Here is a 13784-nt window from a genome sequence, read left to right on the forward strand (position 1 = left end):
TATTTTTGAGTTTAGTTTGAATAGATTCCGCTGACGCGAATGCAAGTATCAAGATTAGAAATTAAAGGATTCAAGAGTTTTGGCGACCGCGTCGTCATCAATTTTGATGAGGGTATTACAGGTATCGTAGGCCCGAACGGTTGCGGCAAGTCCAACATCGTAGACGCCATACGCTGGGTGCTAGGAGAGCAGAAAACCCGCAACCTGCGCTCCGACAAAATGGAGAACGTAATCTTTAACGGCTCCAAAACCCGTAAGCCCGTGCAAATGGCGGAGGTATCCATCACCTTCGACAACAACAAGGGCATCCTCCCTACTGAGTACTCACAGGTAACCGTTACGCGCAAGTACTATCGTAACGGGGATAGCGAATATATGCTCAACGGCGTGACCTGCCGTCTCAAGGATATTAATGAACTCTTCCTAGACACAGGTATAGGCTCTGACAGTTATGCCATCATCGAGCTCAAGATGGTGGACGAGATCTTGAACGACAAAGAAAACTCGCGTCGCTTGCTTTTTGAAGAGGCAGCTGGTATTTCCAAGTTTCGTGTGCGCAAGAAGCAAACCCTCAAAAAACTGGAGGAGACTGATGCAGACTTAGAGCGTGTCGAAGACGTTCTGTTTGAGATCGGCAAGAATATGAAGACACTGGAACGTCAAGCCAAACAGGCGATTAAGTACTTCCAGTTAAAGAATGACTATAAGAAATACAGTCTGGAGTTTTCGCGCCGCAACATTGAGCAATATCAGCATACGCTGCAGCGCTTAGACCAAGATTTGCAGCAGGAGACCAACTTGAAAGAGGGGTATGTGCTGGCCGTCACAGAGGCCGAAGATGCTATAGCTGATCAGAAAGCTGAACTGAACCAGACGCAAGAGCAGCTGGCTGAAATGCAGAAAACCATGCAGGTGCAAACAGCCAAATTGCGCCAATTGGAGAACGATATCAAACTGAAGTCTGAGCGAAGCAACTTCCTGAAAGAGCGCATGACGCAACTTCGTCAGCAGATCAGCCAGGACACGGCCAATCTGGAGCATACCCAAGAGAGCATTGTGGAGCTGCGCGATGAACTGCTAGAGGTGCAGGATGGCTTTGCGGGTGCTGAAGAACAGGTAAGCGCACTCAAAGAGCAGTTGCAGGAAGCCAACGAACAGAAACAGAGTATGCAGGAGGCTTATCAAGAACTGACACAGGAGCAGCGCACGAAGCAGAATGCCGTGTTCCAGTTAAATAAGTCCCTTGAAATTAGTCAGGTACAAATTCAGAACCTGACGAATGACTTGGACCAGTTGCGTCAGCAACAACTCACAGCTGATGAAGATGCGGCTATACTTGCGGAACAGCTGCAAGAGGCACAGGCCGAGTTGGAGGATAAGACATCCGAACTGGTGCGACTGCAGGCCAAAGAGGAGTCGCTGCTACAGAATATCGAGAGAACAGAGGGCGATATAGAGATTCTAAAAGGGCAGTTTGTCGAGCTGAACCGAACGCTTGATGCCCGACAAAACCAGTATAACCTGACCAAGTCACTGGTGGAGAACATGGAGGGCTTCCCCGAGGCGATCAAGTATCTGGCACAGTCCGATAAATGGCGCAAGCCTGCCCCTCTCCTTTCCGATATCATCGTTTGTGAGCCTGATTATAAGTCGCTTATAGAAAGTTACCTCGAGCCTTACATGAACTTTTTTGTAGTGGAAGAGCTACAGGATGCCGTGGAGGCCATTGCCTTGCTCAAGCAGCACAACAAAGGCAGAGCGAACTTCATTATCCTCACCGAAATAGAGGAGCTTGAACCGACGGCAACGTTCAGCGATGGCAGCCTAAAAGCGGCCTATGAGGTGGTGAAGGCTGATAAGAAGTATGGCAGTCTCCTCAAGTATATGCTTCGCAACGTCTATATCAGCGATGAGACCGAAGAGGACTTCTCAACCGAGGACTACCGCACGATCATCTTGAAAGACGGCTCGGCAATTAAGAAACCTTTAAGTCTTTCAGGCGGTTCAGTGGGCCTTTTCGACGGTAGCCGACTGGGTCGAAAGCAAAACCTCGAGAAGCTGGCTGAGGAGTTGGAGCAACTGCAGCAGGAAGCGGAGTTGATGCAGAGCCGTGTGAATGCCCAGCAACAGATTCTGCTCAACTATAAGAGCGAATCGCAGAAAGAGGCTATTAAGCAGCTCGAAAAGGAAGTTGCCAAGCAGCAGCAGGACCTCCTGACGATCCGCATCAAAAACGAGCAGCACCAGCAGAATCGCAAAAACTTCGACCAGAAGCAGCAGGAGCTACAGCAGCGTCTCGACGACTTGTACGTGCAGAGTCAGCAGGTTTCGCCGCAGGCTGAGGAGGACATGCAGGAGCTGAAGCAGCTGGAAGAGCGCTTGGCGGTACTCAACTCCCAGATCAACCAGCAGCAAGAGCAGATTACAGTGATCTCTGGTATGTATAACCAAGAGAACATTCAGTTCCATCAGCTAAAAAACCGCTTCGGTAGTCTTCAGCAGGAAATTAGCTATAAGCAGAAAACGGTTGAAACCAATCAGGAGCGTATAACGGGACTTCGTCAGGAATTGGAAAAGTCAGAAGAGGAAACCGTGTTGGCGACTGAGTTTATTGAAGAGAACGAGGCGCTGGTAGAGGCCATGATCGAAGCCCGCCGTGAGTTCGGCTACGAACTGGATGCTGTGGAGAAAAAGTACTTCAGCCTGCGCGGTGAACTGGATGAGAAGGACAAGACCATTCGAGAACTACAGCGCAAGCGCCAGAATGCCGATGAACTCCTGATGCGAATGCAGCAGGCCATCAACGACACGAAGATTAAGTTGGTGTCGGTGCAGGAGCGTCTGGCAGCTGAGTTTAACATATCCACCGAGGATCTGGAGCAGCCTATACCTGAACTGGAGCACGATGGCCTTTTCCAACTGAGCAACGAAGAACTGAGCAAGAACATTGCTGAGGCGAAATCGGTACTAGATAAAATGGGGCCTGTAAACGCCATGGCTGCCGAAGCTTACGTCGAGATCGAAGAGCGCAACAAGTTCATCACCGAACAGCGAGACGACTTGGTGAATGCCAAAAACGCCTTGATCGACACGATCAACGAAATCGACACGGTAGCCAAAGAGAAATTCCTGTCATCATTTAATGAGATTAAGCAGAACTTTATACGCGTGTTCCGCAGCCTGTTTACCGAGGAGGACAATTGCGATCTGGTGCTCACTGATCCAAAGAATCCGCTGGACTCACGCATTGAGATCATGGCGCAGCCTAAAGGAAAAAGACCGCTGACGATCAACCAACTGTCAGGTGGAGAGAAGACCTTGACTGCCATCTCCCTCCTCTTCGCCATCTACCTGCTCAAGCCGGCACCATTCTGTATCTTCGACGAAGTAGACGCACCGCTGGATGATGCAAACATCGACAAGTTCAATAACATCATCCGCACCTTCTCCAACGAGTCGCAGTTTATTGTGGTAACGCACAACAAGCGCACCATGGCCTCTACGGACGTGATGTATGGAATTACCATGATCGAGGCAGGTATATCGCGTGTTATACCTGTAGACTTAAGGCAGATCGCTTAAAAAGACCTATACCTTAAAAGCAGAAGAGCCGCTGAAATGTCAGCGGCTCTTCTGCTTTATAACTTGTTAGGCTTTACTTACTCCGAGTCTATTTCCTTCTGCAGCTTTTTCGTGAGCTTAGCTTTAACAAGCTCATAAGACTGCTTTACATAAAACTCCCACTCTGCATCCGCGAAACGATCCCAAGCCTGCACTTGCACCCACTTATTTCGAGCCATGTAAGGAGCAGGAATAATGCCTGTTAAAGTTGAGATCTCTCCATAATCTCCTTCAGGCACTTTAAACGATATACGTGACTCTCCTTCCAAATTGGTCACACAAAACATTTTGCCACCCACCAAAAGGCAAAGGTCATTGTCCCACTTCACATCCTCCGTAACGCCCTTTAAGCCTAGGCAATAGGCTCTTAGATCTTCAATGTTCATACTTAAATCCCTAAAGCGTCAAACTTCAAAACTTACCTTACCCCCTGCTCTGGGAATCTACCTGTTTTGGTTCTGTAGAAGGCGTAAATTTTTTCTAAATCGGCTTCGATATCGCCCGATGGATGGATGGTTGGTCCTATGCCGGCTTCTTTTTTGGCATAGTCCACATAGCCTAATACAATTGGTACACCAGCCCCAATGGCCACATGGTAAAAGCCCATACGCCAGCGCGGCTGATACTTACGAGTTCCTTCTGGTGTCACGAGCACGCACATATCGCCCGGTGTCTCCTTTATGATTTTAATCATGGCGTCCACCATGCGGGTGTTTTTAGAGCGGTCAATTGGCAGTGCACCCATACCTTTTAGTAAACCTCCAAAAGGGAATTTCATAAACTCCTTTTTTATGGTGAACCGAATGGGAGCCTCCATCATGTAAAAAGCCGCGCGGGCGAAAATAAAATCCCAGTTACTGGTGTGTGGTGCCGCAACCATCACGCAACGGCGCTGGTCTGGTGCCAAATTTCCATTTAATCTCCAGCCTGCAATTTTAAAAAGAAGTTTAGAGAGTGCTTTTGCTAACATATTATCAGACTATAAAAAAATGCTAATCCAGTGCTCGAAACGAGACAATGGATTAGCATTCCAAATATAGTATATAATATTTTAAATCGGGAAAAGATTACAGCCCCTGTTTGATAACGTGAGCTTTCTTTCTGAGCAGGTATACCTGCAAACCGAAGCCAATGGTAGGTCCCATTTCTTGGTAGAGTTTACCATCGCGATCCTTTTTCTGAAAATAACGCATAGAGATGATCGGCTCCAATGAGAACTTCTCATTAATAAAATGTGCATATCCAATACCGATGCCACCTTCCAAAGCCTTATGTTTTTTATTCGCATCATTGAAGTTGTGCAAGCCAATCAGAGCAGAGGCTTCGCCAAAAACACCGTTTAGCAGATAATAACGGACAAAGGGCCCCGCTAAGGCCAGTGTTTCGCGATTTGGCTCTCGTTTACTGTCAGAAAAATCTGTAATCTTTGAGCTTTTATGGGTGATGTTAAGATCGAGCCCGACTGCTAAATCCTCTCTTACAAAATAACCATTTTTAGCACGCATGATAAAATTGATCTGCCGTGCATTGACTTTGGTTCCCAAGTCATCGACCTCTTTAGAGGTTACCAAGTAGTTACCGCCCATATTGCCTCCTAACAATAATGAGCCATGTTTCACTTTAGCTCTGATCAAAGAACTTTCATTTTCCTGAGACCAAGCCTGAGAAGAAAAAATCAATAAAAGTGAAATAGAAAGAGTGAATATACGTTTTAACATAGGCTAAAGAGTTTATTACCAAAGTACGTGTAAGCTACAAAATTGATCTAAGTTTTTCTAATTAAATTTATAAAAACTAAGCCATTCTAGTAACAATCATACTTTTAAGCCTATTTTAAGGCAAATATATACAATTAAGTATATTTTAATAATTCCTTTTTTATACTCATTGTATAACGATATCCTATCTCAAACATTTCATCCGCTTTGCTAAAACTCATTAACCGGTAAAACTTTAGATCAGTTGGTTCAATGAAATAGTCGCACAAATGCATTCGAAGTTTCACATTATTGTTAATGGCAAGGTGCGCCGTGCGCTCTATCATACTTCGAAGGCTGGTTATGCGGGCGTCATGGTTCAAGGGATTACTATGCACTCCGATTTTAACATCACATTTCCCCACCAAAGCTTCAACCGGCATGTTGTCGAGCAGACCGCCATCATTCAATAGCATACCTTGATATCGCACGGGTCTGTAAAGAACTGGAACGGCAGAGGAGGCTATTAACGGCTTGATTAGATTACCGCTCGAAAAATTGACTGTGCGTCCGGCATGCATATCAGTTGCCCCTATGATAACGGGAATGTTTAAATCCTCGAAAGTGGCGTTTTCTCCAAGGTACTTATAGTACAGCTTTTCTACCTCATCAAGGTGCATAATACCGACTTGGCCAATAGCCAGCCGCATAATGCGGTAAATCCGCAGTTCTTTGATGAGCTTTAGCACTTCATCAGGCGTGAATCCTGCAGCATAGAATACACCTGTGATCGCCCCTGAGCTCACACCAGATATGATACTTGGCTTAATACCGATCTCATCGAGAGCCTTGAGTACGCCCAGATGTGCTATACCTCTGGCTGCACCTCCCGACAGCGCCAGCCCTACCTGCATACGATTAGAGTTCGTTTAGTGAGAATGTGGTATCTAAACGGACACCCTTTTCGGTCTGTTGCACCGTGCAGCATTCGTTTACAGCATCGTGCTCTAAGTACAGCACATAATTCTCCTCAGCAGCGGTCTTTAGAAAACGGGCTTTCTCATCGAGTGTTAGGAGAGGCCGCGTGTCGTAACCCATTACGTATGGCAAGGGAATATGACCTGTACTTGGCAGCAGGTCAGCCATAAAAGCCACCTTACGATCTTTATAAGGAATGATCGGCACCATCATTTTATCCGTGTGACCGTCTGCATAGAAAATGTCAAACTGCGGAAAAGGTGATGGTTTGGCAGGGTCTATGAATTGCAAGTGACCGCTCTCCTGCATAGGCAGAATATTCTCTTTTATAAAAGAAGCTTTCTCGCGGGGGTTTGGCTCAGTGGCCCATTTCCAGTGGTCGGGGTTAGACCAATAGGTGGCATTCGGGAAAACCAATTCAAGAGCACCATCGCCGTTCTTATATTTTACGCCGCCGCCACAATGGTCAAAGTGCAGGTGGGTAAGAAAAACATCCGTTACATCAGCATGAGAAAAACCGGCAGCATGCAGGGACTTTTCGAGAGTGGCATCCCCATGCAGGTAATAGTGACTGAAAAACTTGGCATCCTGTTTGTCTCCAATACCATTGTCGATCAGAATCAGTCGGTCGCCATCCTCTATCAGCAGACAGCGCATCGCCCAAGTGCATAAATTATTCTCATCGGCGGGATTGGTTCGCTGCCAAAGCGATTTGGGAACTACCCCGAACATAGCGCCGCCATCGAGTTTAAAAAAGCCAGTATCTATCACGTGTAATTTCATAATTTTAGTTTAGAGTTTGGGGGTTTATGATGTAAGGTATTTGAGGATTAGAAGCTTAATCAATGATTACATATTTTTGAATCGGTATATCTACAATTTACTCATCAGCTTAAAGATATTAAAACAAAGAGAGGTGGCAAAGCTTAAATGCCTCGCCACCTCTCTTTATATGCTGTTAGGGGTTTAATGTTCAGAATTAACCCAACTCACTAAACCCTCAACTCACAAACTCTTAAAACAACATAGCTCTCTAACCTTCAAGCACTACTCCCATAGAAGAGAACTTGTCGATACGTTGCATGATACGATCTCCGGCATCTACACCTTCCAGCTCGTCCAGCATCTTGATGATTTCTTTCTTTAGGGTGCGCATCATACGATCCGGCTCAACATGCGCGCCTCCAAGCGGCTCTTTGATAATACCGTCAATCAGCTTATGCTGCAGCATGTCGGTGGCGGTAAGCTTAAGAGCTTCAGCGGCCTGCTCTTTGTAGTTCCAGCTGCGCCAGAGAATGGACGAGCAAGACTCAGGGGATATAACGGAGTACCAAGTGTTCTCGAGCATCATCACGCGGTCACCAATGGCTATACCCAAGGCACCGCCAGAGGCTCCCTCTCCTATGATGATACAGATAACCGGCACTTTAAGCATGAACATCTCTTTCAGGTTGCGGGCAATCGCCTCCCCCTGTCCGCGCTCTTCGGCCTCTAAACCGGGAAACGCACCCGGTGTGTCGATGAATGTAACGATCGGACGTCCGAACTTCTCAGCCATTTTCATGAGACGGAGCGCTTTGCGATAGCCTTCCGGATTGGCCATACCGAAATTGCGCATTTGGCGCTGTTTCGTGTTACGGCCTTTCTGCTGACCGATAAACATGATACTGCGGCCGTCTACTTCACCAAATCCGCCTACCATGGCCTTGTCATCGCTTACAGTGCGGTCGCCATGCAGCTCTACGAACTTAGAGGTGATACCAGCAATGTAGTCTAAGGTATAAGGTCGGTCAGGGTGACGAGAGAGCTGTACACGCTGCCAGCGCGTTAGGTTGGCATATGTCTCTTTCTTAAGCGTCTTTATTTTTTCTTCAAGCGCTTTAACTGCTTCTGATACGTCCACTTGGCTTTCGCTAGCCAGTTTTTTCATCTCTTGCAGTTTGCCTTCGAGGGCGGCTATAGGTTGTTCAAAATCCAAAAGCATATTTTCTAATTGCTGATTGAAGCACAAATTTAACAGTTTCCGTTAATGCTACAGCGAAAGTGAGAAATTTATACGGAATTAATAAAATAGAATATTTGGTTATGAGCAAGTTATATATTTGAGCTAAAAAATATAGGGGTAAAAAGTGGGCCTACTCTTGCAGAATCAAAAATTACCCTCTACATTTGTGACACTTTAACGGACAGCGTTAAGGAATAACAGTCTGGTCTGGTAGTTCAGTTGGTTAGAATGCCGCCCTGTCACGGCGGAGGTCGCGGGTTCGAGTCCCGTCCAGACCGCAGAATTTAAACTGCGGTTTATCTTTCAGAGTAAATGGCTCTGTATTTTCAAAGTATTGGTCTGGTAGTTCAGTTGGTTAGAATGCCGCCCTGTCACGGCGGAGGTCGCGGGTTCGAGTCCCGTCCAGACCGCAGAATTTAAACTGCGGTTTATCTTTCAGAGTAAATGGCTCTGTATTTTCAAAGTATTGGTCTGGTAGTTCAGTTGGTTAGAATGCCGCCCTGTCACGGCGGAGGTCGCGGGTTCGAGTCCCGTCCAGACCGCTTAAAAGCTCTTGTGAAAGCAAGGGCTTTTTGCATTTATAGCCCTCCCCTTTTCTAGCCTATACCTATACCTATACCTATACCTATACCTATACCTATACCTATACCTATACCTATACCTATACCTATACCTAAGTCAACTCCTTGTCCCCATCGATCATAGTCTCCCTGAAAATCATCAGGTCGGCTATACCTCGTCATTAGATTAATCCCCAATTTAGCCTGCTAACATATTTGGCAAGCCTGTATCGAAAATAAAAACGACAGATCCACCGGAGTGAAGCTGTCGTTTTCTATCTAAGCTATACCTCGTTAAAGGTATAAGAGATTACTCGTGGTAGTTGAGGATGCGGTGACCGCCTTCCATCAGGTAGGTGTCGCGCTTGAAGAGCTCGATGTCGTTTTGCATCATGTCCGTCACCAGCGCCTGCAGGTCGTACTTGGGCACCCAGCCCAGCTTCTCCTTCGACTTGGTCGCGTCGCCTATCAAGAGCTCCACCTCCGTCGGACGGAAGTAGTTCGGGTCCACGCAAACCACTTCTTTGCCGATCTCCAACTGGTATTCCGGGTTGTTGCAGGCGGCCACATAGCCTTTCTCCTCCACGCCCTCGCCCTTGAACTCGAGCTCGATGCCCACGTGACCGAAGGCCATGCGGATGAAGTCGCGCACCGTCGTCGTCACGCCCGTGGCGATCACGAAGTCCTCCGGCTCGTCCTGCTGCAGGATGCGCCACATGGCCTCCACGTAGTCCTTGGCGTGGCCCCAGTCTCGCTTGGCGTCCAAGTTGCCCAGATACAGGCCGTCCTGCAGCCCCATGGCGATGCGGGCGGCGGCGCGGGTGATCTTGCGCGTCACGAAGGTCTCGCCTCTCAGCGGGGACTCGTGGTTGAAGAGGATGCCGTTGCAGGCGAACATGCCGTAGGCCTCGCGGTAGTTGACCGTGATCCAGTAAGCGTAGAGTTTGGCCACCGCGTACGGGGAGCGCGGGTAGAACGGCGTGGTCTCCGTCTGCGGCACGGCCTGCACCAGACCGTACAGCTCGGAAGTGGATGCTTGGTACACCTTTGTCTTCTTGGTCAGTCCGAGAATGCGGATGGCCTCGAGGATGCGCAGCGTGCCCAGCCCGTCGGCGTTGGCCGTGTACTCGGGCGTGTCAAAGCTCACCTTCACGTGGCTCATGGCGGCAAGGTTGTAGATCTCGTCGGGCTGCGTCTCCTGTATGATGCGGATCAGGTTGGTGGAGTCCGTCAGGTCGCCGTAGTGGAGCTTGAAGTTGATGTTCTTCTCGTGCGGATCCTGATACAGGTGGTCGATGCGCTCGGTGTTGAACATGGAGCTGCGGCGCTTCACGCCGTGCACTTTATATCCTTTGCTAAGTAAGAGCTCTGCTAAATAGGCACCGTCTTGTCCGGTAACGCCAGTGATAAGGGCTGTCTTCATGTGATATACTTCTTTAATGTAATTCTCTTTTATGGGTTATATAAGGTATGACTAAGCAGTCACGTATTTTTCTTTGAAATCGGCATAGGCCAAGGCTATACCTTCACGCAGTTCTATTTTGTGTCTAAATCCAAGGCTGTGGAGTTTACTCACGTCCATCAGTTTGCGCGGGGTTCCATCAGGCTTGGAAGTGTCAAATTCCAGTTCTCCCTCAAAACCGATCACATCCTTTATGAGCATGGCCAGTTCCTTAATGGAAACATCCTCTCCTGTTCCGATATTCACCAGCTCGCGGCCGTCGTAGTTTTCCATTAGGTATACGCAGGCTTCGGCCAAGTCATCCGCAAAAAGGAACTCTCGTTTAGGATTCCCTGTGCCCCATACGGTAACAGCAGGCGCGCCGTTGTCTTTTGCCTCATGTATTTTGCGGATGAGCGCCGGTAGCACGTGTGAGTTCTGCAGGTCGTAGTTGTCATTGTAGCCATACAGGTTGGTGGGCATTACGCTGATGAAGTTGCTGCCGTACTGGTCGCGGTAGGACTCGCATAGCTTGATGCCGGCGATCTTGGCGATGGCGTAGGGCTCGTTGGTCTGCTCCAGCGGGCCAGTGAGCAGGTACTCCTCCTTGAGTGGCTGCGGAGCCATCTTCGGGTAGATACAGGAGGATCCGAGGAACATCAGCTTTTTCACCCCGCTCAGGTGGGCGGAGTGGATGATGTTGGCCTCGATCATGAGGTTGTCGTAGAGGAACTCGGCCCGGTAAACGTTGTTGGCGTGGATGCCCCCCACCTTGGCGGCGGCCAGAAAGACGTAGTCCGGCTTCTCTGTCTCGAAGAAGTTCTGCACGGCCTGCTGGTTTCTCAGGTCCAGTTCGGAGGAGGTGCAGGTGATGATGTTGGTGTGGCCGCTGGCCTCGAGCTTGCGCAGGATGGCCGAGCCCACCATGCCCCGGTGGCCGGCAATGTAAATTTTAGAAGTTTTTTCCATCGATCAATAAAGTACAAATGTGCGCAGGTATGGCACTCCGGTATAAGCCGGGTATTTGATTATCAAATAAATAAAAAATAGAATGAGAGCTTAGGAATTGGTGTATTAAGGAGCACTATTGCAAAAGGCCCGTATTTTTAATACATATACCCTATGCCGCAGCATACGCCATTACAGCCTACTTTGTTTGACTGGATGCTATTAATATTACAAAAGTTTTATATAAACACCCGCAAACAGGTGCTATTTACTATTGGTAATAAGTCTAGGTGGCGTCTCTTAAAAGTCAACCTGCAGGCCGTTGGTGATGGTATAGATGAATCGCGTCACGGGCACGATGGGCCTGTCCTCAAAAGTAAAAGTGAAATTGGTGCGCATCGATACACGGCTAACTAGTCTAACATTAAGCCCTAAATCGCCACTGATCCGATTGCGCAGTCGACTGATACTGGGGTCGTATCCTGTCTGATAGTAGGCTATGTTATTTGTCTCGACATGCTCTGATAATTTGGAGCGCAAGCTGATGTAATTTGTGGATTTGGGCAAGTTTGCTACTCGGGTCACCCCCTCCTGCTCCGGATCCTGCCAAGTCTCATGTTCGTGCATCAAACCAGTACCAACAAACCATGTTGTTTTATCCGATTGGTATAAGGCAAACCTTAGGCCTGCTCCTGTCAGGACACGGCGATCAAGTCCCCGGGCCAAGTCAGCCTGATACTGGGCAAACAATTCATAAGACAGTCTTCGCTTCCGCATCAGGTTTACCCTGAAATGCGAATAGCCATTGCTGGCCACGGTATTGCGCAGCTCCCGCGAGTCGTAGTTCACCAGCAGGTAGTTGTAGTAGTTTAAGAGCAAGTAGCTATGCTGGCCGGATATGTAGGCGAGGTCTCCGGTAAAAGTGAGCTGCAGAAAGTTGTTGGGATTATTGCGTCCTGCATTGCGGTTAAACATCGAAAAATTCAGTCCCGCCTTTCCCGCCAGATAATTGGCTGTGTCACGCTCCACACGGGAGCGCTCGATATTCAGAATCTGGGCACTGGCTGTGACTGGAAAAAGATAAAGGCTAAGAATCGAAAGGCTAAAAAGGCAAAGTATAAGGCGCATATAATAATGTTCACTAAGAGCGGAACTGTACTTGCAAAGGTAAAGAGACCACAGCAGGTATAAAAGTGAAGACGGGTTTTCAAAACATTTTAGAACAACGCACGCTTTATATTATAAGAGTATGCTTCATGCATTTTCTTAAATTATCACCACTATTCACTGATACATTTATGGCAAAGAGTTCGGTAAAACTGGTAGCGGCCATACGTGAGACGGCAGACCGCCTCGCCCTAGGCGACAATTACCAATGGGGACATATGGGCAATTGCAACTGCGGCCATTTGGCCCAAACCATTACCCATTACGACAAAGGTCAGATACACGGAGCCGCCATGTGGCGACACGGCGACTGGACGGAGCAGCTGCGGGACTACTGCCCACAGAGCGGTCTTCCCATGGATGAAATCATAGATCAAATGCTGGCTTGGGGGCTGAGCCCTACAGATTTGGCATACCTCGAGCGCCTTTCAGACCCGGCTGTGTTAGATGCATTACCGCCAAACCGGCGCTGTTTAAAGCACAATCTCCGGGATGATGTTGTGCTATACTTACAGGCTTGGGCAGCCTTGCTTGAGTTGGAACTTGTCACACACCTAAGTCTGACGCCTATAAAAAACAAGTCAATTGATTTACAGCAGGTATAATTAAGTCCGTTGCTGCTTTGCGGTATATTTTGCAGTTTTGGCGAAATACATACCCGTAACGCCATGCAAAAACAAGATATTATAGCCAAAACCATCACATATGTAAAAGAACTGCTGCAAGGTGAAGGCTCAGGCCATGATTGGTGGCATATCTACCGGGTTTGGAAAAACGCACTACACATTGCTTCAAAAGAAGAGGGTGCAAATCTGTTTATAGTGGAGCTGGCCGCCCTGCTGCACGACATCGGTGACCACAAGTTTCACAATGGCGACGAATCCGTGGGCCCTCGCATGGTAAGGGCTTGGCTAGAGAAACAAGGGGTTGAAGAATCTATTATCCAGCAGGTTTGTTTAATCGTGAGCGACCTATCATTTAAAGGAGCTGGCACCTCTTCAGCCATGGAAACTTTAGAGGGGCGAATTGTGCAGGACGCCGACCGCCTCGATGCAATTGGTGCGATAGGTATAGCAAGGGCATTTGCCTACGGTGGACACAAAGGCCGCGAACTTTATAATCCGGAAGTCTCACCTGAGCAGCATGACTCTTTCGAGGCCTATAAATCAAGTGCAGGACCTACCATCAATCATTTCCATGAAAAACTCCTGCTGCTGAAAGAGCGCATGCACACGCCTTCTGCTATAGCCATGGCGGAAACTCGTCACTTGTACATGGAAGCGTTTCTGAACCAGTTCTATGCGGAATGGGAAGGTATAAGGTAGGTATAAGCGCTGTAGCAAAACTAAAATAGTTAGCATATAGTA

Annotated in this window: 13 protein-coding genes and 3 tRNA genes; 6 read left to right on the forward strand and 10 right to left on the reverse strand. The window is 48.0% G+C overall.

What is annotated here, in order from left to right; genetic code table 11:
- Nucleotides 1–39: 39 nt before the first annotated feature.
- Nucleotides 40–3582 (forward strand): chromosome segregation protein SMC, encoded by a 3543-nt coding sequence (smc, locus tag Q1A04_RS00860; protein ID WP_299699883.1) that lies wholly within the window; start codon nt 40–42, stop codon nt 3580–3582.
- Between the two features lie 77 nt (nt 3583–3659).
- Here the strand turns inward: smc and Q1A04_RS00865 are convergent, their stop codons facing one another.
- The 6 genes from Q1A04_RS00865 to Q1A04_RS00890 all read right to left on the reverse strand — a co-directional run bounded on the left by Q1A04_RS00865 (nt 3660) and on the right by Q1A04_RS00890 (nt 8280).
- Nucleotides 3660–4007: an MmcQ/YjbR family DNA-binding protein gene (locus Q1A04_RS00865; protein ID WP_299699886.1), complete on the reverse strand. Its 348-nt coding sequence runs from the start codon at nt 4005–4007 to the stop codon at nt 3660–3662.
- Nucleotides 4008–4039: 32 nt separating this feature from the next.
- Nucleotides 4040–4591: a 1-acyl-sn-glycerol-3-phosphate acyltransferase gene (locus tag Q1A04_RS00870; protein ID WP_299699889.1), complete on the reverse strand. Its 552-nt coding sequence runs from the start codon at nt 4589–4591 to the stop codon at nt 4040–4042.
- A gap of 97 nt (nt 4592–4688) precedes the next feature.
- The gene (locus Q1A04_RS00875; RefSeq protein ID WP_299699892.1) at nt 4689–5339 is read right to left on the reverse strand and encodes a hypothetical protein; all 651 of its coding nucleotides are present in this window, start codon (nt 5337–5339) and stop codon (nt 4689–4691) included.
- 134 nt (nt 5340–5473) lie between these two features.
- Nucleotides 5474–6232 (reverse strand): patatin-like phospholipase family protein, encoded by a 759-nt coding sequence (locus Q1A04_RS00880; RefSeq protein ID WP_299699895.1) that lies wholly within the window; start codon nt 6230–6232, stop codon nt 5474–5476.
- A gap of 4 nt (nt 6233–6236) precedes the next feature.
- A complete protein-coding gene (locus Q1A04_RS00885) occupies nt 6237–7079 on the reverse strand; it encodes an MBL fold metallo-hydrolase (RefSeq protein WP_299699898.1) in 843 nt (280 codons plus the stop codon).
- 250 nt (nt 7080–7329) lie between these two features.
- Nucleotides 7330–8280: an acetyl-CoA carboxylase carboxyltransferase subunit alpha gene (locus Q1A04_RS00890; RefSeq protein ID WP_299699901.1), complete on the reverse strand. Its 951-nt coding sequence runs from the start codon at nt 8278–8280 to the stop codon at nt 7330–7332.
- A gap of 225 nt (nt 8281–8505) precedes the next feature.
- Here Q1A04_RS00890 and Q1A04_RS00895 point away from each other — a divergent pair.
- The 3 genes from Q1A04_RS00895 (at nt 8506) to Q1A04_RS00905 (ending at nt 8843) form a co-directional block, all read left to right on the forward strand.
- A tRNA-Asp gene (locus Q1A04_RS00895) sits at nt 8506–8579 on the forward strand.
- A gap of 58 nt (nt 8580–8637) precedes the next feature.
- Nucleotides 8638–8711, forward strand: a tRNA-Asp gene (locus Q1A04_RS00900).
- Between the two features lie 58 nt (nt 8712–8769).
- Nucleotides 8770–8843 (forward strand) — tRNA-Asp (locus Q1A04_RS00905).
- 54 nt (nt 8844–8897) lie between these two features.
- Here Q1A04_RS00905 and Q1A04_RS00910 read toward each other — a convergent pair.
- The 4 genes from Q1A04_RS00910 to Q1A04_RS00925 form a co-directional block, all read right to left on the reverse strand.
- Nucleotides 8898–9044, reverse strand: a complete 147-nt coding sequence (locus Q1A04_RS00910) for a hypothetical protein (RefSeq protein WP_299699904.1) — start codon at nt 9042–9044, stop codon at nt 8898–8900.
- A gap of 127 nt (nt 9045–9171) precedes the next feature.
- Nucleotides 9172–10284, reverse strand: a complete 1113-nt coding sequence (gene gmd, locus Q1A04_RS00915) for a GDP-mannose 4,6-dehydratase (RefSeq protein WP_299699907.1) — start codon at nt 10282–10284, stop codon at nt 9172–9174.
- A gap of 51 nt (nt 10285–10335) precedes the next feature.
- Nucleotides 10336–11271 (reverse strand): GDP-L-fucose synthase, encoded by a 936-nt coding sequence (locus tag Q1A04_RS00920; protein ID WP_299699910.1) that lies wholly within the window; start codon nt 11269–11271, stop codon nt 10336–10338.
- A gap of 279 nt (nt 11272–11550) precedes the next feature.
- Nucleotides 11551–12378: a DUF481 domain-containing protein gene (locus Q1A04_RS00925; RefSeq protein WP_299699913.1), complete on the reverse strand. Its 828-nt coding sequence runs from the start codon at nt 12376–12378 to the stop codon at nt 11551–11553.
- A 170-nt stretch (nt 12379–12548) separates the two neighbouring features.
- Between Q1A04_RS00925 and Q1A04_RS00930 the strand changes: the two genes are divergently transcribed.
- Together Q1A04_RS00930 and Q1A04_RS00935 are read left to right on the forward strand one after the other, a co-directional pair.
- A complete protein-coding gene (locus Q1A04_RS00930) occupies nt 12549–13022 on the forward strand; it encodes a hypothetical protein (RefSeq protein ID WP_299699916.1) in 474 nt (157 codons plus the stop codon).
- 63 nt (nt 13023–13085) lie between these two features.
- The gene (locus Q1A04_RS00935) at nt 13086–13742 is read left to right on the forward strand and encodes an HD domain-containing protein (protein ID WP_299699919.1); all 657 of its coding nucleotides are present in this window, start codon (nt 13086–13088) and stop codon (nt 13740–13742) included.
- Nucleotides 13743–13784: the final 42 nt, after the last annotated feature.

Origin of the sequence: uncultured Pontibacter sp., assembly GCF_947499215.1 — a bacterium.
Classification (GTDB): domain Bacteria; phylum Bacteroidota; class Bacteroidia; order Cytophagales; family Hymenobacteraceae; genus Pontibacter.